This window comes from Lysinibacillus sp. NPDC048646, assembly GCF_050272295.1.
Taxonomy (GTDB): Bacteria; Bacillota; Bacilli; order Bacillales_A; family Planococcaceae; genus Lysinibacillus.
Genome location: NZ_JBNNLZ010000001.1, coordinates 231,768 through 252,363 on the forward strand (window position 1 = coordinate 231,768; position 20,596 = coordinate 252,363).

At 36.8% G+C, this 20,596-nt stretch carries 17 protein-coding genes and 1 pseudogene; 7 read left to right on the forward strand and 11 right to left on the reverse strand.

The window, feature by feature from the left end:
* Nucleotides 1-4: 4 nt before the first annotated feature.
* From ACQKII_RS01135 to pdhA, 3 genes are read right to left on the reverse strand one after another with little or no spacing between them, the layout of a single operon-like run.
* On the reverse strand, nt 5-1,339 hold the full coding sequence (locus tag ACQKII_RS01135; RefSeq protein WP_427455518.1) for a dihydrolipoamide acetyltransferase family protein: 1,335 nt from the start codon (nt 1,337-1,339) through the stop codon (nt 5-7).
* Nucleotides 1,340-1,386: 47 nt separating this feature from the next.
* Entirely contained in the window at nt 1,387-2,364 is a 978-nt protein-coding gene (locus ACQKII_RS01140) for an alpha-ketoacid dehydrogenase subunit beta (protein ID WP_143997496.1), read from the reverse strand.
* 3 nt (nt 2,365-2,367) lie between these two features.
* Nucleotides 2,368-3,483 carry a pyruvate dehydrogenase (acetyl-transferring) E1 component subunit alpha gene (gene pdhA, locus ACQKII_RS01145; protein ID WP_427455520.1) on the reverse strand — a complete coding sequence of 372 codons (1,116 nt, stop codon included), beginning with the start codon at nt 3,481-3,483 and terminating at the stop codon, nt 2,368-2,370.
* Nucleotides 3,484-4,051: 568 nt separating this feature from the next.
* Between pdhA and def the strand changes: the two genes are divergently transcribed.
* Nucleotides 4,052-4,609, forward strand: a complete 558-nt coding sequence (def, locus tag ACQKII_RS01150) for a peptide deformylase (protein WP_427455522.1) — start codon at nt 4,052-4,054, stop codon at nt 4,607-4,609.
* A 587-nt stretch (nt 4,610-5,196) separates the two neighbouring features.
* Here the strand turns inward: def and ACQKII_RS01155 are convergent.
* Nucleotides 5,197-5,967, reverse strand: coding sequence for a Cof-type HAD-IIB family hydrolase (locus ACQKII_RS01155; RefSeq protein ID WP_427455524.1), 771 nt, complete (start codon nt 5,965-5,967; stop codon nt 5,197-5,199).
* A 437-nt stretch (nt 5,968-6,404) separates the two neighbouring features.
* On the opposite strand from ACQKII_RS01155, the gene ACQKII_RS01160 reads away from it, so the two are divergent.
* Nucleotides 6,405-6,614, forward strand: coding sequence for a DNA-dependent RNA polymerase subunit epsilon (locus ACQKII_RS01160; protein WP_427455526.1), 210 nt, complete (start codon nt 6,405-6,407; stop codon nt 6,612-6,614).
* Nucleotides 6,615-6,619: 5 nt separating this feature from the next.
* Complete coding sequence (gene rnjA, locus ACQKII_RS01165) at nt 6,620-8,287, forward strand: ribonuclease J1 (RefSeq protein WP_427455528.1); 1,668 nt, start codon at nt 6,620-6,622, stop codon at nt 8,285-8,287.
* 332 nt (nt 8,288-8,619) lie between these two features.
* Here the strand turns inward: rnjA and ACQKII_RS01170 are convergent, their stop codons facing one another.
* Nucleotides 8,620-9,456, reverse strand: a complete 837-nt coding sequence (locus ACQKII_RS01170) for a TetR/AcrR family transcriptional regulator (RefSeq protein WP_427455530.1) — start codon at nt 9,454-9,456, stop codon at nt 8,620-8,622.
* Nucleotides 9,457-9,555: 99 nt separating this feature from the next.
* Here ACQKII_RS01170 and ACQKII_RS01175 point away from each other — a divergent pair, with 99 nt between their 5' ends.
* The gene (locus ACQKII_RS01175) at nt 9,556-12,645 is read left to right on the forward strand and encodes an efflux RND transporter permease subunit (RefSeq protein ID WP_427455532.1); all 3,090 of its coding nucleotides are present in this window, start codon (nt 9,556-9,558) and stop codon (nt 12,643-12,645) included.
* A gap of 102 nt (nt 12,646-12,747) precedes the next feature.
* Here ACQKII_RS01175 and ACQKII_RS01180 read toward each other — a convergent pair whose 3' ends face one another.
* Nucleotides 12,748-13,962: an MFS transporter gene (locus ACQKII_RS01180; protein ID WP_427455534.1), complete on the reverse strand. Its 1,215-nt coding sequence runs from the start codon at nt 13,960-13,962 to the stop codon at nt 12,748-12,750.
* A 656-nt stretch (nt 13,963-14,618) separates the two neighbouring features.
* Here ACQKII_RS01180 and ACQKII_RS01185 point away from each other — a divergent pair.
* Nucleotides 14,619-15,843: pseudogene (locus ACQKII_RS01185) on the forward strand (MFS transporter).
* Between the two features lie 89 nt (nt 15,844-15,932).
* Nucleotides 15,933-16,133 (forward strand): hypothetical protein, encoded by a 201-nt coding sequence (locus tag ACQKII_RS01190; RefSeq protein WP_427455536.1) that lies wholly within the window; start codon nt 15,933-15,935, stop codon nt 16,131-16,133.
* A 107-nt stretch (nt 16,134-16,240) separates the two neighbouring features.
* On the opposite strand, the gene ACQKII_RS01195 is transcribed toward ACQKII_RS01190, so the two are convergent.
* The 5 genes from ACQKII_RS01195 to ACQKII_RS01215 form a co-directional block, all read right to left on the reverse strand.
* The gene (locus tag ACQKII_RS01195; protein WP_427455538.1) at nt 16,241-16,735 is read right to left on the reverse strand and encodes an N-acetyltransferase family protein; all 495 of its coding nucleotides are present in this window, start codon (nt 16,733-16,735) and stop codon (nt 16,241-16,243) included.
* A 2-nt stretch (nt 16,736-16,737) separates the two neighbouring features.
* The gene (locus ACQKII_RS01200) at nt 16,738-17,256 is read right to left on the reverse strand and encodes a GNAT family N-acetyltransferase (RefSeq protein WP_427455540.1); all 519 of its coding nucleotides are present in this window, start codon (nt 17,254-17,256) and stop codon (nt 16,738-16,740) included.
* Nucleotides 17,257-17,458: 202 nt separating this feature from the next.
* Nucleotides 17,459-18,121, reverse strand: coding sequence for a potassium channel family protein (locus ACQKII_RS01205; protein WP_143999299.1), 663 nt, complete (start codon nt 18,119-18,121; stop codon nt 17,459-17,461).
* 273 nt (nt 18,122-18,394) lie between these two features.
* On the reverse strand, nt 18,395-18,847 hold the full coding sequence (locus ACQKII_RS01210) for a TlpA family protein disulfide reductase (protein WP_427455542.1): 453 nt from the start codon (nt 18,845-18,847) through the stop codon (nt 18,395-18,397).
* 250 nt (nt 18,848-19,097) lie between these two features.
* Entirely contained in the window at nt 19,098-19,640 is a 543-nt protein-coding gene (locus ACQKII_RS01215; RefSeq protein WP_427455544.1) for a peroxiredoxin, read from the reverse strand.
* 403 nt (nt 19,641-20,043) lie between these two features.
* Here ACQKII_RS01215 and ACQKII_RS01220 point away from each other — a divergent pair, with 403 nt between their 5' ends.
* Entirely contained in the window at nt 20,044-20,586 is a 543-nt protein-coding gene (locus ACQKII_RS01220; protein ID WP_427455546.1) for a helix-turn-helix domain-containing protein, read from the forward strand.
* Nucleotides 20,587-20,596: the final 10 nt, after the last annotated feature.

Consider the following 20,596-nt stretch of genomic DNA (forward strand, 5'->3'; position numbering starts at 1 on the left):
TTTGTTACGCCTCCATTAATAATAATTCTGGCTCACTTAACAAACGCTTTAAGTGATTTAAAGCATTTTGCGCAGTGGCTCCATCGATCATGCGATGATCAAAGCTCAATGATAATGCTAACACAGGTGCAGCTACAATTTCACCATTTTTTATTACAGGTTTCTCTGAAATTCGACCAATACCTAAAATTGCGACTTCAGGATGATTAATAACCGGTGTGAACCATTGTCCTCCTGCCGAGCCGATATTCGTGATAGACATGGATGCACCTTTCATTTCATGTTGAGCAAGCTTGCCATCGCGGGCTTTTGTCGCTAATTCATTAATTTCATTTGATACTGCAAATACTGATTTACGATCAGCATGTTTAATAACTGGTACAAGTAAGCCTTTTTCGGTATCTGCGGCAATACCAATATTGTAGTAATGCTTTTGAATAATTTCTTGTGTTGCATCATCTAATGAGCGGTTAAATTCTGGGAATTCACGTAAAGTTGAAATAAGCGCTTTTACTACGTATGGTAAGTACGTTAATTTCACACCTTTTTCAGCAGCGATATCTTTGAATTTTTTGCGATGTGCTACAAGTGCTGTCACATCAACTTCATCCATTAGTGTAACATGAGGAGCCGTTTGTTTCGAGTGTACCATTGCTTTTGCAATCGCTTTTCGAATACCAGACATTTTTTCACGAGTCTCTGGGAATTCACCTTCAAGAACCACAGGAGCTGCTTGCGCTGTCTCTTGTTTCTCAGTAGCATCTTCTGCCACAGCTGGTGCTTCCTCAGCCCGAACTGCTCCACCGCCATTTAAGAAATTCTCGATATCTTCTTTTAGAATACGACCATTTTTGCCAGTACCTACAACTTCACGAATATTTACATCATTGTCTCGAGCAAATTTTCGTACTGAAGGCATAGCAATGATACGTTTTGTACTATCAGGAGTTTCTTCTTTTACTGTCGCCTCTTCTGTTACCGGAATTTCTCCCTTAGCAGGAGCTTTTGCTACATCCTGACCAGCTTCTGCAGTTGCCTGTACTTGAGCTTCAGTTTTTGCTTCTGCATGGTCGTCACCTTTTAATTTTAAATCTTCGTAGCCAGGAGCATCTAAACGAATTAATACATCGCCAACAACAGCTACCGTACCTTCTTCTACTAATACTTCCTCTACTTTTCCTTCCACTGGTGACGGAATCTCTACAACCGCTTTATCATTTTGTACTTCACAAAGAATATCGTCTTCTTTCACTGTATCCCCAGCTTTAACGAACCATTTTACGATTTCTCCTTCGTGAATACCCTCTCCAATATCAGGTAATCTGAATTCAAATGCCATGTGTACCCATCCTTTCTCTTTGCTTTTCATCAAATTTGCAAGCTACATTAGAATGTTAAAACTTTTTTCGCTGTTTCCATTACATCTTTGTAGTTCGGTAACCAAACACCTTCAGCTTGCGGGAATGGGTACACTGTATCTGGTGCTGCTACACGAAGAACTGGTGCTTCTAAGCTTAATATTGCACGCTCTGTAATTTCAGCTACAACATTCGCAGCAATACCTGCTTGTTTTTGTGCTTCTTGAACAACAATTGCACGACCTGTTTTTTCAACTGAAGCAATGATTGTTTCAATATCGATTGGTTGAATTGTACGTAAATCAATCACTTCAACAGAGTGACCTTCTTTTTCTAGTTCTTCTGCTGCCTTCAAGCTTTCATGTACCATTAGACCATATGCAATGATTGTTAAATCTTTACCTTCACGTTTTACATCCGCTTTTCCTAGTGGAATTGTGTATGCTTCCTCCGGTACCTCTTCACGGAACGAACGATATAATTTTAAATGCTCTAAGAAAATAACTGGATTATCGTTACGAATAGATGAAATCAGTAAGCCTTTTGCATCGTATGGTGTTGATGGTACGACAACAGTTAATCCTGGTTGCGCCGTCATAAGACTTTCTAAGCTATCTGAGTGCATTTCTGGCGTATGTACGCCACCACCAAATGGTGAACGAATTGTTACAGGTGCATTGTATACACCACCACTACGGTAGCTCATACGTGCTAATTGACCGCTGATTGAATCCATAACTTCATAGACGAAGCCGAAAAATTGAATTTCAGGAACTGGTCGGAAACCTTCCAGAGAAAGACCAATCGCTAAGCCACCAATACCTGACTCCGCTAATGGTGTATCGAATACTCGGTCAACACCAAATTCTTTTTGTAGGCCTTCAGTTGCGCGGAACACCCCACCGTTGACACCTACATCTTCCCCGAATACAAGAACGTTTTCATCGTTCTTCAATTCTGTGCGAAGTGCATCTGTAATTGCTTGAATCATCGTCATTTGTGCCATAGGTTATTTCGACTCCTTCTCTTTGTAGATTTCATACTGTTCTTTTAAATTCGATGGCATTTCGCCTTTATACATGTTTTCCATTAACTGTGTAACTTTTTGTTTTGGCGCTGCATCAGCTTTTTTGATAGCGTCTTTAATTTCTTCTTTTGCACGCTCAATAACAGCTTCCTCTTTTTTCTCATCCCATAGCCCTTTAGCCTCTAAGTATTTACGGAAACGTACAAGAGGATCCTTTTGTGCCCATTCGCTATCTGTATCAGATGTACGGTAACGCGTAGGATCATCCCCTGCCATTGTATGTGGACCATAGCGATAACACATTGTTTCAATAAATGTTGGACCTTCGCCATTGACTGCGCGCTCACGTGCATCACGTGTAGCTACATACACTGCAAGAGCATCCATACCATCTACTAAAATACTTGGCACGCCTGCCGCTACACCTTTCTGAGCAATCGTTTTTGCTGCAGTTTGTAATTCACGAGGTGTAGAAATTGCGAACTGGTTATTTTGTACAATGAAAATTGCTGGTGATTTAAATGCGCCAGCGAAGTTAATTCCTTCATAGAAATCGCCTTGTGATGATCCTCCATCACCTGTATATGTTACAGCAACAGCTTTTTTACCACGTTTTTTAAGACCAAGTGCTACCCCAGCAGCTTGAATGTATTGTGCCCCAATAATAATTTGTGGCGCTAATACATTTACTCCTTCAGGAACCTGATTCCCTGCAAAGTGCCCACGTGAGAATAAAAATGCTTTATCTAAAGGTAAACCATGCCATACAATTTGTGGTACATCACGGTAACCTGGTAAAATCCAATCCTCTTTTTCTAACGCAAAGTGAGAAGCAAGTTGTGACGCTTCTTGACCAGCAGTCGGTGCGTAGAAGCCTAAGCGACCTTGACGGTTAAGTGAAATAGAGCGTTGGTCTAAAATACGTGTATATACCATACGCGTCATTAACTCTACTAGCTCCTCATCTGATAACTTTGGATCCGCCTCTTCATTAACAATTTCGCCTTCTTCATTCAGAATTTGGAACATTTCAAACTTATCTTCGATTTCAGTTAGCGTTTGTTTTGGATCAAAAATATTATTGTTTTTTTTACCCATTTGTCACATCTCCCTTTCAACTGTATTAAAATAAATCACTTTTTAACTAGTACAACTTATCCTTAGGACTCAGTATACTGAATAAAATATCGTCGGTCAATCACATATTACGGCTATAAACAAAGATTTTTCCTAACATAAAGCAATAATCGCCCTGTGCTATACTGTATCTATTGTAATTCATCACTGTATTACAACAACTTATATTAAGTGCACTAATATAACGTTCTCCTACATAATTATCAATAGTAGAATACCCCAGATCATAACAATCTAATAGCAACAAAAAATAATTTTAAGTTTACCCCGCATTAACGGTCAGTAATTTATCTGTTCCGAAAGCGAAGCGTCAGGTACAAGACGCCCACTTCCAGCAGAAAGAGAAAAACAAGTTAACGAGGTGGGCAATCAACTGACCGTAAAAGCCCAATTGGTTTATGATGAAGAAACTCCCACTGATTGAAGTTTCACTTTATTCAAAATGATGGTTTTTTCATGTGAATGTACTGAAACGTGATGTATACTTGTAAATAGAGCTATACAAAGTGATTGAAAGGAAGATTCACACATGATTTTAATGGATGATATTATTCGCGAAGGCCATCCCACTTTACGCACAAAAGCTGAGGAAGTTAAATTCCCTTTATCTGATGAAACAAAAAAGCTTGCCGAAGACATGCTTCAATACCTAAAAAACAGCCAAGATCCAGAAATTGCAGAAAAATATAATTTACGTGGCGGCATTGGACTTGCCGCCAATCAAGTAAATAGTTTACATCGTATGTTTGCCCTTCATGTGAAAGCTGATAATGGCGAACAATTGAGCTTCACAGCGATTAACCCGAAAATTGTCAGCCACTCAGTAGAAAGTACATATATGACTGCTGGTGAGGGTTGCCTATCTGTTGATCGTAATGTACCTGGTTATGTGCCACGTCATGCCCGTATTACAGTGAAATTCAAAACAATTGACGGCGAAGAAAAAAAATTGCGCCTTAAAGGTCTGACTGCTATTGCATTCCAACACGAATTAGATCATTTAAATGGCGTTATGTTTTACGACCGTATTAACGAAAAAGATCCATTTGCTGATATTCCAAATTCTGTACCATACGAGCGTGACTAAAAGCGCTATGCAGTCTACTTTTGTAGGCTGCTTTTTTGATTTCTATCCATCACTTTCCGACTTCTATCCATCACTTTCTGATTTCTATCCGTCACTTTGCATGTTCTATCCGTCTAATATCTACATACCCCAAATCACAAGAAGTATTTGCCGACAATAAAAAAAGCCTTCATAGGTATGCACTACACAACCTGGAAAGACTTTTTCATGGGCGTCTTATTTTATGACATCACTAATTCTTTTGCTAATTATATCGAAAATGGGATTTCAGATTATAATATAGAAGAAGCTATGACAAGAAAACAAATTATCAATATTTTTTAACAGGTCTATGTAGCAACAGTTTCTTCAAAATTTAATAAAGACGTGGTGATTCAAGTCTGTCCAGTGGATCAGGTAGACATGATTATTACGGATAATGCACCCCATCAAAACATGATCCATCATTACGCTAATGCAGGGGTGCAACTGAAAATTGTAAATACTAACATATAAATAAACCCTAAAAAACCAACCAACTTAGCTCGAAGAATTTTTTCGACTAGTTGCTTTTCCACGTTAGAAAACTGCACCCTATCTACGCATCATTAAATTATTTTTAAAAGTCGCATCATTTTTGCAAGTCCATCTTCATCTACATGCTCAGCAATATGCGTTGCGACTGCCTTTGCTTTTTCATGCCCATTCCCCATCGCTACACTCGTACCAACAGCCTGTAACATTTCTATATCATTTATGCCATCTCCAAAAGCAATGGCATCATCTAATGTTAGTCCCATTTTCATGAGTATATGTTCAATTCCAGCAGCCTTTGACCCACCTTTTGGCAAAATATCACACGAATATGGATGCCAGCGTACAAATTGTACGTTAGGGAATGTCTCACAATACAAAGGTTCATCTTTTGCTTCCATAAAGATGAGTGTTTGATATACGTTGTGCTGCATATAATAAGATGCGTCTAATGCTGGGTACGGATATTTTAATGTATGTAAGCTCGCCGCTACCATGTCATTATTTCCGACCGAAGCAATCATTTGCTTGTCATCTAAAAAAACAACTGGTTCATTGCGTGCTTCACCAAAGGCAATAATATTCGCAAGCTCTTCTTTCTCAATACCATTTGCATAGACAACCTCACCACGATAGACAACATATTGTCCGTTAAACGTCACATACGTGTTAATATCAAGCTCTTCTAGCAATGGTTGAATCATAAATGGTGCGCGTCCAGTCGCAATAGCAATCTCATAACCTTTCCGCCGCGCTTCTAATAATGCTTCTTTCGCAGAAGCTGGCAACAACTTATCACTGTTGTAAAGCGTACCATCTACATCAAAAAATAAAATTTTTTTCATTATATAATTCCTTTCATTATATATGGTCATGCAAAGGTTAAGTACTTTACACAAGCAACTTTTTTTACTATAATGATCCTAAGGAGTGATGTGCCATGCTGAAGAAACTAAAGCAAAAATTGTTGAAGCAACTTCGCGGCCTACTCGGAAAAGGAAAAAAATCAATTGCCTAACATTTGCCCTTCATTATTTGAAGGGCTTTTCTTTATTTTAAAGTAGCTGCGTGATAATATAAAGGAAATGCATTTATTTGGCTATGCGCAACCACTGTCTCACTGCTTTTCATGAATAGTGCAAGATTGAAGTTTGAGATACAAGAAAGTCAAACGCCCATTTCTTCATTAGTATACTAGAAATTTGCGATTTTTTCTTGTAGTACGTGTGTGGTAATAGACAAAGGTGCAATAATAATGTACGCAATCAAAGGAGAGCAAACTATGATTTACAAAGTTTATTATCAAGAAAATGCAAATGAGATTCCAGTTCGCGAAAACACAAATAGTCTATACCTTGAAGCTGCTTCAGAACGTGAAGTACGTCAAAAGTTGCAAGACCGACATTACAACATTGAGTTCGTTCAACTGCTTGAAGGTAATTATTTAGCCTATGAACAAGCAAGTCCGAACTTCATCTTGGAGGAAATTTAACAAACATGAAGTTTGTTAAAAATGACCAAGCAGCTGTTTTCGCGCTCGGCGGACTGGGCGAAATCGGCAAAAACACTTACGGCGTTCAATTTCAGGATGAAATAATCTTAATTGATGCTGGTATTAAATTCCCAGAAGATGATCTACTCGGCATTGACTATGTTATTCCAGATTATACGTATTTAGTACGTAACGTCGATAAGATCAAAGGGTTATTTATTACGCACGGACACGAAGATCACATTGGCGGTATTCCCTACTTACTACGTCAAGTAAATGTTCCTGTTTACGGTGGTAAGCTTGCACTTGGCTTATTACGTAACAAACTTGAAGAACACGGCTTACTACGTACGACAAAACTGATTGAAATTAAAGAAGAAGATGTTATTAAATTCCGAAAAACATCTGTTAGTTTCTTTAGAACAACGCATAGTATTCCAGATGCCTACGGTATTGTCGTAAAAACACCACCTGGCAACATCGTGCATACAGGTGACTTTAAATTCGACTTTACACCTGTAGGTGAACCTGCAAACTTAACAAAAATGGCTGAAATCGGACGTGATGGTGTACTTTGTCTACTATCTGACAGCACAAATGCTGAAAAACCGAACTTTACAATGTCTGAACGTACAGTTGGAAAAAGTATCGATGAAATCTTCCGTAAGGTCGATAGTCGAATAATTTTTGCAACATTTGCATCCAATATACACCGTTTACAGCAAGCAACTGATGCTGCCATAAAATACGGAAGAAAAATCGCTGTCTTTGGTCGATCAATGGATAATGCCATTACAATAGGTCGTGAATTAGGCTATATTAATGCACCAAAGGACACATTTATCGATGCCCAAAGCATTAACCGCTTACCGGCAAACGAAGTAATGATTTTATGTACAGGCTCTCAGGGTGAACCTATGGCTGCCCTTTCTCGTATTGCAAATGGTACGCATCGCCAAATTCAGATTCAACCAGGCGATACAGTGATATTCTCTTCTTCACCAGTACCAGGTAATACGGTGAGTGTAAATAAAATCATCAATTTACTTTTCCGTGCAGGTGCTGAAGTTATTCATGGTGCACTTAATAATATCCATACATCTGGTCATGGTTCTCAAGAAGAACAAAAACTGATGTTACGTTTAATGAAACCTAAGTTCTTCATGCCGATTCACGGTGAATTCCGTATGTTAAAAATGCATACGCATTTAGCTGAAAACTGTGATGTACCGCTTGAAAATACTTTCGTTATGGAAAATGGCGATGTTCTAGCGCTAAGTGCAAACGAAGCACATGTAGCAGGCCGTATCCCTTCTGGCGATGTCTATATTGACGGCAATGGTATTGGAGACATCGGCAATATCGTACTACGCGATCGACGAATTCTTTCAGAAGAAGGCTTAGTAATTGTTGTTGTGAGTGTTGATATGACGCATCAAAAAATTGTTTCTGGTCCTGATATTATTTCACGAGGTTTTGTTTACATGCGTGAGTCGGGTACGATGATTAACGAAGCACAAAAAATGCTAAATCGCCATCTTAATGAAACCATCCAAGGTAAAACGCCACAATGGACAGAGCTAAAAAATGATATTACAGACGTTTTAGGCCCTTATCTATTCGAAAAAACAAAACGTCGTCCAATGATATTACCAATCATTATGGAAGTATAATCTATCATGTTAAAAAGCTACGCAAAATAAGCATAGCTTCAGCCTATAGACAAACTCGAAGTATTTCGAGTTGTCTATAGGCTTTTTTCTTATACACTGAATATAGTTAGACTTTCATTACGTACAGACGCTTGAGTCATATTAAATAAATATTTCATTTTTTTCTAAAATTCCGAAACCTCTTTATTAATTTTACGTATATAGTAATACCCCATCAAAGATAAGACTTTTTTATTAAATGTATTCCAAATCACCACCATCATTATTTGTCCAAAAAAAAAAAAAAAAATAGAATCGTTCACCATCTTCAGTGAGCAATTCTATCCCAACATTTAAAACTCGAAGTATTTATTTAATACATAAGCAACCCATTGACAATCTTGGCTTAACCGAATATTTTCAATCAATCCTTTAATTATTGGTCTGCTGTATGTTGTGCGCTCTACTTGATCCTTTAATAGCTCAAGTGATTCACGTTCAATGGACTCTTCTAACATTTCTATACTCTGTTCAATTAAATGGTACAATGACTCCTTTGTAATTAATTCCTGTTCACAAGGTTTAGTTACTAATTGAATAAGCTCTTCTGTAATAAAAGGAATAGTTGTATGCCGCGCTATAATATCGGTCTTTTCCGCTAAGGATTTAGCTAATTGATCCATGTCTAGCGGAATATTAGAAAAAATAAAAAGTTGTGCATAGCTTTTCATAAACCCTTTTATACAATACATCACATCATATTTATTCTTTTGTAGTGCGTCACCATATAGCTGTTCAAGCATATAGACAATTGACTTCGACATGTCTAATTCGTAGGCATTCACTTTATGAAACAATTCTTTCTTTTTAACAAATACTTTTTCATTAAAAAAGACGCGAGCAGATGCAGAATGCTTTTTGAACGCTTGAAAAATACTTTTATAGAATTCAACTAGTAAAACATCTTTACTGAACGAACTTCTGACTACTTGGTCAACATCGGTAATAAACTGCTGTAAAAAGTAGTCCAACATCGAGAAAACAAGTTCATCTTTTGTTTTAAAGGACAAATAAAATGCACCTTTTGAAATACCACAACGTTCCGTGATTTGCTGAACAGATGTAGATTCAAAGCCTTGTTCAGAAAACAGTTCTAATGCCTTCTCCATAATAAGTTGCTTTTTTAACATATTTTTAATTCTCTCCTAGCGTATTTCATTGACAAATGACCCAGTAGTCATTATTATAAATAATTGAATCTAGTAAGTCAATAAAGGGTAGGTGTGAAAGTGAAAGGTTTAGTTAATTTTGTATTAAAAAACAAACTCGCAGTATGGTTATTAACAATTATCATCACTGTCTCAGGTATTTATTCAGGCACACGTATGAAAATGGAATCCATTCCTGATATTTCGATTCCTTACTTAATTGTTATGGGCGTGTATCCTGGCGCAACTCCTGAACAAGTCATGAACGAACTGTCCATACCATTTGAAAAATCCATTGAAAGTTTAGAAGATGTAAAGGCAGTTTATTCAACCTCCTCATCAAACGTTGCACAAGTACAAGTTGAATATGACTACGGCATCGATATGGATGAGAAAAAACGTCAGCTAGAATCTGCTTTGGATAATGTGACACTTCCTGAAGGTGCACAAGAACCTACCATCATGGCAATTAGCATGAACATGATGCCAGTTATCGCATTATCAGCAAGTAGCTCTGATGAAGATATTGTTGGACTAACATCAACAGTAGAAGATATATTACTTCCTAAAATCGAAAAAATTGATGGTGTTGCTTCAGCAACCATTACAGGTCAGCATATTGAGCAAGTATCATTTAAATACGATGAAGAAAAAATGGCTACACTTGGCCTTACAGAGGAATCTGTACAACAAATGATTCAAGCAAGTGATATGGCGTTATCACTTGGTCTATATGAGTTTACTGTCGGTGAACAAGCAGTTTCTGTAGATGGTAAAGTTAAATCTATAGAAGAATTGAAAGAGTTTTTAATCCCAGTGACACCTTCGGCAACACAACCTTCCCCATTTGTTCGTTTAGGTGATATTGCAACGATTGAAGTCGAAGGTAAAGTACAATCTGTTTCTCGTACGAACGGTAAAGATGCGATTGCGATTCAAATCGTGAAAGGTCAAGATGCCAATACCGTAACAGTTGTCAATGCAGTAAAAGATCTTATTAAAGATGAAGAAAAAACAATTGATGGTTTAAAAATTGACATCTCACTGGACCAAGGTGCTCCGATTGAAGATTCAGTGTTTACAATGATTGAAAAAGCGGTGTTCGGTGGTGCCATTGCCGTATTGATCATTTTACTATTCTTACGTGATTTTAAATCAACAATCATTTCTATTATTTCAATCCCAGTTTCTGTATTTATGGCACTACTATTACTGAACTGGATGGATATTACGCTAAATATTATGACACTCGGGGCGATTACAGTTGCCATTGGCCGTGTAATCGATGACTCCATTGTTGTTGTAGAAAATATTTATCGACGCCTCCATTTAAAACAAGAAAAAATGACTGGTCGCGCACTTGTTCGTGAAGCGACGATTGAAATGTTCAAACCAATCCTTTCTTCTACATTAGTAACAATTGCAGTATTTGCTCCACTTATTTTTGTAGGTGGTATGGTTGGTGAATTATTCATGCCATTCGCATTAACCATGTCATTCGCTCTAGGCGCATCATTATTAGTCGCGATTACGATTGTACCAGCGCTATCTCACTTCTTATTCCGTAAGAAACTATACGGTGAGAAAAAAGAAAGCCAGCATAAAGAAGTTGGTAAACTAGCCACTTGGTATAGAGGGGTATTAGAAAAAGCATTAAATCATAAGTTCATTACTTCTGCTATTGCGATTTTAATGCTCGTTGGATCTCTTGCTTTAACGCCATTAATCGGCTTTAGTTTCATGGGTTCTCAGGAAGAAAAGGTTATGTATTTAACATATACGCCTGCTACTGGTGAGCTAATGGATGAAACAGAAACAAATGTTGCAGCAGTCGAAAAAGAATTAATGAAACGTAAAGACATTGATATTTTACAGGTATCAATTACCGATGCTACAAACGCAGATCCAGCCACAATGATGATGGGTGGCGGTGCTGGTGGTGCTTTAATGTACCTGATCTTCGACCCAGATATGAAGGATTTCCCTGACGCACGTGAAGACGTTGAAGAGTATGTATTTAACATTGGTCAATCAGGTGAATGGAAAACTCAAAACTTCTCATCTATGTCTATGTCTTCAAACGAAGTGAGCTACACATTATATAGTGAAAATCTAGATAATCTTCGTAAAGCAGTAATAGAAGTGGAAGGCGCACTAAAAGAAGTTGATGGTTTAGAAGATATTAAATCTGATAACGAAGATCCATATGTAGAGCACATTTTAAAAGTAGATCAAAAAAATGTCTTACAATATGGTTTAACAACTGCCCAAATTGTAATGGCTTTAAATACTACGTCATCACAAGAAGTTTTAACAACGGTTGAACACGATGGCGAGGACATTAATGTAATCGTGCAACGTGAAGCAAAAGCAGCAGCATTATCACTAGATGATGTCTTAGCAACTGAAATAAAAACAGCTTTAGGCACTACAATGACAATCGGTGAATTAGTGGAAGTTGAAGAAGGTACGACACTAAATTCATTATCTCGCTCAAAAGGTGAATACTTTGCAACGGTTTCCGGTACTATTATCGGCGACGATATTTCAAAGGCTTCATCTGCTGCAGATAAAAAAGTCGATGAATTAGACTTACCTAAAGGTGTAACAACTGGCGTAGCTGGTGTTGCTGCTGATATGGCAGAAACATTTACGCAACTTGGTATAGCGATGCTAGCAGCAATCGCCATTGTCTACTTCATTCTTGTTGTAACATTTGGTGAAGGTTTAGCACCATTCGCAATCCTATTCTCATTACCATTCGCTGTGATTGGGGCATTTGTTGGCCTATATGTGTCAGGTCAAACAATTTCTGTTTCAGTTATGATGGGTCTCTTAATGTTAATTGGTATAGTTGTCACAAATGCGATTGTCCTAGTAGACCGCATCATCCACATGGAACGTGATGGACTACAAATGCGTGAAGCGATTTTAGAAGCGGGCGCTACTCGTTTACGTCCAATCTTAATGACAGCCATTGCTACAATTGGCGCTATGCTTCCAATGGCATTCGGAAGCGGCGGTAGTGGTCTGATTTCAAAAGACCTTGCCATCACTGTAATCGGTGGTTTATTATCTTCAACATTATTAACATTGGTAGTTGTACCAATCGTATATGAAATGCTATCAAAAATGTTAAAGAAAAATCGTAAAGATATGGAAGAAAATTAATAAAATCCAGACTACAACATAAAAATGAGGTCATTCCGTAAATGGAATGACCTCATTTTAGTTATGACCAAATATGCAGCAAACGAATGGCTTCTACAACCTTTATATTGGTGTTTCTTTAAAATGATTCGTGCTTTTATTTGCATATACCACAAACAGTAATACAAGCGTACAGGCTATGCTGATACAACCAAAAACAATCGCACTGTGTTGTAATGTGAACAGTTCTGCACTTACGCCCAACAAAAATGTAAACATAATTTGAAGAATGCTTTGGAACATTGAAGCTAGACTGCCGAACCGTCCCATTAAATCGGTCGGCACATTTTTTTGATAAAAGGTCTCGTATCCTGCATTGCTAAACGCCCCAAAGAATCCTAAACAAATAAATGCTAATAGCGCAGACCAAAAGTTAAATGAAGCGTAGAAAGCCGTGTAGCTTACCATTGTTAACAATAAGCCAAGCGTAACGTAAGATTTTAATGACAATCGTTTCGTCAAGTTTGCTGCCACAGTAGCCCCAATCAGCGAACCTACTCCAGCCACACTAACCATAAATCCATAAGTCTGATCAGACAATGCTAGATCTTGTTTTAAAAAGGTTACTTCCTGTGAATCAAGGGCAAAGGCAATCATTAATGCCACTTGAAAAGCTACATATATTTTTAAAAAAATACGATCTGTTAAAATAAAACGTTTAACTACTTGGAAATCTTTCGAAATCGTACGGAGAGTAATAATTTCACGTACTGCCTTTACCTTCCTTGCATTAGCATCAACATCCGGTAGTAAATAGATTGCAAATGCACAACTGAAAAATGTCAAACCATTAATGATAATTGTCCAATGTGTCCCCATCATCAAAATTAACACGCCCGCAAGAGCAGGTCCCACTAAAAAGGAGCCTGAATTCATCATTCCTAGCCAAGCATTAAATTTTCTTCTATCTTCGTCATCTACATATTTTGTAATATAGTATGTAGAACTAGGTCCAAAGAAAGCTCCTGCCATGTTTGATATAAATAAGATGAGATAAATAATCCAAATGGAATGCATAAAAGGTACAAGACAAACAAGTAAACCACGTAGTATATCTGCAGTCATCATTAATGTTCGCTTATTCGCACGATCAATAATAGAACCAGCAAAGATATTTGTAAAAATACGTGCCACTGGCCCAACTATAAAAATACCCGCAACAGCTGTAGCAGACCCTGTTAAATCAAAAACAAGCAAGTTCAAAGCAATTAAATAAATCCAATTTCCAAAATAAGAAAAACCAAAACCACCAAGTAACAGCCTATATTTGTTTAACATATATTATTCTCCTTTGAAGTATGAATAATCTACTTAAGGTAATTATACGAATTTTGAAAACACTATAACAACGTTAAATATGACAGATTTAGTAAAATATATTATTTATAACCAGATCAATCACTCGCAAAAGTAATATATTTTACTAAACGATTTCTCTACATTTGCCTGAACATTCTTTTGTTTTTATTTGCCAACAATTATGGACCATGCTACTATTATTATAATTTTAAAGAAATGGAGGTTTTCCTAATGATGCCAAGTAGATTTCGATTCCGTAATTTGAACCGTTAATTGAATACGTTCAAAGCTTTGCCTACTGTGCAGAGTAAATGGGATTGGTCTGCCTATTTTTAGGAGAATTTTCGTTTTGCGTTTATGTGAAAAGAGGGTTACTATCACCCTCTTTTTTGTTGTCTTTAAATTTAAAATGGATGTTAAAAAATTTATCTGGCTATTTTTTGATTGAACAACAAAAGTTCAATCAAATTTATTTCAGATGTAATTTTTTATTTGAGTGACCGATTATTTTGAAGTTACAAGCATTTTTAGGTACATTTATGCACCCTCCCCCACTTACTCTTAGCACAGGCAGATACCCTGTGTTTTTTTATTGAACTGAAAGGAATGATTTTTGAATGACGCAAACAAATGCAATGAAAAATTGGAAAAGGAACATTATCCTTTTTTTAGGAAGCCAAACCATCTCACTTTTTGGTTCTTCCCTTGTACAATATGCCATCACGTGGTACATCACATTAAGCACACAATCAGGTGTCATGATGACAATTTCTATCATTTGCGGTTTCTTACCTACATTCTTCCTGTCACCGATTGCTGGTGTCTGGGCGGATCGTTATAATCGCAAATGGTTAATTATTTTGGCTGATGGTATGATTGCCCTGTCCACACTACTGTTAGCTATTTTATTTTTACTGGGCTATGATTCTCTTTGGTTGTTATTTTCCATATCTGCCATTCGCGCAATAGGTGCTGGTATTCAAACACCTGCAGTCGGTGCAATTCTTCCACAAATTGTACCAGAAGATAAACTAATGAAAGTAAATGGTACGAATGGTAGTATTCAAGCGTTTGTGATGATTATTTCTCCAATGGCTAGTGGCGCATTATTGACGCAAGCTTCGCTCGAATCGATTTTCTTTATCGATGTCATTACAGCTGCAATTGCAATTAGTACTTTACTGTTATTTTTGCATATTCCAGTCCATGCCAAAGCAGCACAAAAGCAAACGACAGGCTATTTTAGTGATATGAAACAAGGGTTTACGTATATTAAAGAACATAATTTCTTGAAAAAATTCTTTATATTTTTTGCATTCCATGATACTTGCAGCACCTGCCGCATTCTTGACTCCATTACAGGTGACACGTAGCTTTGGTAATGATATTTGGCGTTTAACAGCTATCGAAATAACATTTGCCTTGGGTATGCTGATTGGCGGGATATTAATGGCTTCATGGGGTGGCTTTAAAAACAAAGTACAAACAATGACTTTTGCGACATTATTATTTGGTGCCTGCACTGTTGCACTGGGTATCGTTCCAGTTTTTTCATTGTACCTGGTTTTTATGGCAATAACAGGTATATCAATGCCCATCTTCAATACTCCTGCTACAGTTTTGCTACAAGAGAAGGTTGAAGGTGATTATTTAGGCAGAGTTTTTGGTGTACTTGGAATGATTTCTACATCTATGATGCCTTTAGGGATGCTTATTTTTGGACCAATCGCTGATGTGATTGCTATTGAATGGTTACTTATAGGTACAGGTGCACTATTATTCATACTAGGGTTTTTCTTACTTGGTAGTAAGGTATTACTCGCAGCTGGCAAACCAACTTCAAATAATATAAACGACTAAAAGGTTGTTTCTTTTCTTGCCATTTACTTAATCTAGCATGTTTAAACTCTATGAAATAAGTGAATGTGATAGGTAAGAGGTGATCGAAGATGGATGAGAAGAAACAAGCCAAAACACGCCGTACGAACAATCCAGATGTGTTAGATACAGATAAAGAAAGTATTTTTGACAAACATGAAGATATGAAAACGGTGGATCCGATACCTGTTGAAGAATTAAATGACAAGGTGAAGGATGAGAAAAATAAAACAAAAACAAAAGATAAATCTGCCACAGATAAGCGTTATTAAATCGTGAATAAAAAATTGCCCCATAAAGTCTGTATCTACAGAGCTCGATGGGGTAATTTCTTAAACTACAACTTACAGATTTTGTTATAATAGTATTACGCTTAGTTTTACAGTAACTTTGACATATAATATTCATCAACATAACTACCATTTACATGTAAGGATTGCCGCTTTGTCCCTTCTATCTCAAAGCCCATTTTTTTATATAATGCAACGCCTACTGTATTAGCTACCATAACCGTAAGTTCCAGACGATGCATGCTCTTGCCTTTTGCCCAGTCATCTAATTTGCTAAATAATGCTGTACCTATTCCTCTACCCCTAAAATCACTGTGGATACCAATTACAATATATGCTCGATGGGCAACTCTAGACGGCGTATCTCCTTGAACAATTAAATAACCTACAATTTTAGTTTCTATTTCAGCAATGAATATTGCCGAATTGAACTTTTTACTAATTTTTTCTATGAATACAACAAGTTGTTTGGGTTCTAGCTTTCGTTCGCCAGGACTGAATAACATGAAATTAGATTCTTCGGCATTTTTCATCACAGTAATTATTTCTTCAGCGTCTTCTGGTCTCGCTTCTCTAATTAGCATATTTAAGTCTCCTTTCGTTCTAAAACTTTATAAAAGAGATTTCCCCTTAATTCATAAACGGCTTGTTTATGACCGAATCTTTCTAACTCCTTTATTTTTTGCATCCCCAATTTTTCAAGTAAACAGCAGGAAGCGATATTTGCCGTCTGCGTTTCTGCCACCAAGTGTGCTAATTTTAAACAATAAATCCCATAGTCCCTTACTTCAGAAAGAACTTCAAAAGCATATCCCTTGCCCCAATACTGAGGTAAAAATTGATAAGATAGCTCATATACTTCTGCCTCATGATATTCATCAATTGACACTAGCCCTATAAATTCTTTCGTTTCCTTTAACGTAATATAGAAGAATGTATTAGGAAATGGAGAAGCTAGCATTCTGTTAAATGAAGCGTCTAAATCGTTCTTTTCTGGAACTCCACCAAGGAAAGTTCTGACACTTTTATTAGAATAAAGCGAGTAAATATCGTCATAATGCTCATGCTTCAATGGCTCAATCCTGCAGTTCTTAGAAAGTATCATTGTTAACCTCACATTGTTAATTTTCTTTATTATCACAAAGCCATTATGGAAAATCAAATTTATATTTACAATTTTTGTATTATACATTTTGGAATTAACTTAAATAAAAAAGAAGAAGCCGCCACGGGAAAGATGACACTTCTTCTTAAGAAATTATTGTTGAGCATGCATAAAATACAAACTACAATATTCAATTTTCTTTTTACTCTCTCATCGCCTTTTTCACAAAACGATTAATATCAACGTCCGCACCTATTAGAAGCATAATATCGCCTAACAAAATTTTATCGCTCGCTTGTGGTGAAACAATGATATCTGAACCACGCTTAATGCCAACAATGTTAATGCCATACTTTGCACGAATATCAAGATCCATAATGGAATAGCCTGCAATTGCATCATTCGCTTTTAACTCCATGATGGAATGCTCATCAGAAAGCTCTAAATAATCGAGTACCGTATTTGATAACATGTTATTAGCAATACGAATACCCATGTCACGCTCAGGGTGGACCACAAAATCTGCCCCAATTTTTCGCAATACTTTTTCGTGATAGTCATTTTGAGCTTTTACTGTAATCTGTTCTACACCTAGCTCTTTTAATATAATGGTCGTCAATATACTTGCTTGGATATTCTCGCCAATAGCCACTATGACATGTTCAAAATTACGAATGCCTAATGAATTTAATACGGACTCATCCGTTGAATCTGCAATGACAGCTTGAGTGGCAATCGAAGCAAATTCGTCCACACGCTCTGAGGAGTTGTCAATCGCCATTACTTGTGCACCCTGACTCATTAATTCACGAACAATGCTACCACCGAAACGGCCCAGTCCAATGACAGCAAACTCTTTTTTCATCATTAAAAATCCCTCCGAAAACTACAATTACTTATAGTTTAACGTATTCTTTATCATATGTATCGTCAAAACAAGAGACTATTCGTCAATCTAAGTTTTCTAACTGATCTTTTCGACATTCTAGTTAGAAGACCTCAATTCAAAATATAGAATTGGCCAGACGTTTATCGTATATGAGGACGTCTTCAAAGTTCCATTAATAGTTAATTGTATCATTTTATCTAACTAAAAAAGACGAGGATTTTAATATCCCCGCCTTCATAAATATGATGCTTAAGCGTTACGCATTTCATCTAGAACACGATTTACGCGTTTTTCTAGCATTTTCATGCCGCTTCCACCAGCCTGCATATGACGAAGCTGACCGTCTTTATCGAAAACGAAATACGCTGGTACGTATTGGTTTTCGAATACATCTGTAAGTTTCATTTCGTTATCGACAAAGATTGGTTGCACGATGTCATATTCAGCAGCTACTGCTTTGATTGATTCTAAATCAGTGTCTTCCTCAGAACGTGGCATATGCACAGCGACAACGTTTAGTTCATCTTTGTACTGATCACGGAAAATGTTCACATCTGGCATAGCTTCTTTACATAAATGGCAACTAACTGACCAGAAGTGAATCAACGTTGGTTTTTCGCCTACTAAATCTGCTTTTGTCACTTCTCCATTTAACCAAGTTGTTGCACCTGCAAGTTCAGGCATTTGTTCACGAAGTTTCATCAAAAATCCTCCCCTTTTGTATCAATTACGGTCTCGGCGTAATTGCGTCTGGATCTTTTAAGATTTTACTCGATAAATTCTAAAAAAATTCGCAACATCCGCCGGAGGTTTAGCTTTATTCCTTAGGGATACGTTAGATTCCCTCTTTATAATAGCAATCCTTGACTCTGCCAAAGAGACGAGATTTCGACTAAATAAAGAATAAATATCCCCACAAACATGTCGTGGGGACCTACTATTAACTTTAAGATTAAAGAGTAGCTTGACCTGGGCGCCAGTTTGCTGGGCAAAGACCACCAGTTTGTAATGCTTGAAGTACACGTAAAGTTTCATCTACGTCACGGCCGATGTTATTATCGAATACTGTTTGGTATTTTAACTCGCCTTCTGGACTGATGATAAATAAACCACGTAGTGCGATACCTTCTTCTTCAATTAACACACCATATTCTTTTGAAATTGTGTGGTTTGTATCTGCAGCTAATGGATATTTTAAATCGCCAAGACCATTTTGAGTGCGGTCAGTGTTAATCCATGCTAAGTGTGTGTGAATTGTATCAGTAGAAACACCGATAACTTCTGCATCTAAGTCTTCGAACTCATCATAACGATCACTCATTGCAGTAATTTCTGTCGGACATACAAATGTGAAGTCCATTGGATAGAAGAAAAGTACAGTCCATTTGTCTTGTGCTTTAATTTCTTCTAAAGATACTTTACCAAAAGATTTGTCTGGAAGTACTGCTTCCATTGTGAAGTTTGGTGCTTGTTTGCCTACCATACGTTCTGCCATTGTTAATCCCTCCGAATAAATATGTAGTTAACTATTCCATTCGCACATGCGAACTCGTCTTCTACGATAGCAAAGAAATCGTAGTTTTTCAACGAAGTGCACTTCGCCATGCTAATCGTTTCAAGTATGTAGACAAATATTTGTCAAATACCCAAACAAAATCATGCCACATCTTATTTATTCTCTACTTTTTACAAATTTATACTGGAATAAACAAAAATATTAGACAGAAATCTTATGCATTTTATTTATGAAAATCACCCTATTTTTTTCACCAAAAATGATTGCAAATTTTTTATTATTATGTATAATAGTAATGTTTTTAGTAAACTAAAAGTTTCGTTAAAGTAAACTTCATTTTCTGAAAGTTTATGATTGCTAAACTTCTTCTAGGAGGGAAAAGATGCAAATTGGAGGAAAAATTAAAGCACTTCGTTTGAAAAAAGGTCTCACCCAAGAAGAACTTGGAGAACGTACAGATTTAAGTAAAGGCTATATTTCACAATTGGAGCGTGATTTAAACTCACCTTCTATTGAAACGCTATTTTCATTATTAGAAGTTTTAGGTTCAACTCCTAAGGAATTTTTCGATGATGAAGCACCTGAGCAAAAAGTTGTATTTACCGAAGAAGATCAATCCATTTATACTGACGAAGAAAAAAAGTATGAAATTCAATGGCTTATTCCAACATCAAACGAAAAAGAAATGGAGCCTATTTTCCTAACACTAGCAGCCGGCGGTGAATTCAAACAATTCGAACCCTCGTTAGCGGAAACATTTATTTATATTGTCAAGGGGCGTATTCGTCTCGTTTTAGGGAAAGAGCAATATATAGCTAGTGAAGGTAATGCGCTGTATTTTGACGCAGCAGACCATCATCAAATTTTTAACGCACATGACGATGAAACGAAAATTTTACTCGTCGCAACGGATTCATACTTATAGCTTAAGGAGG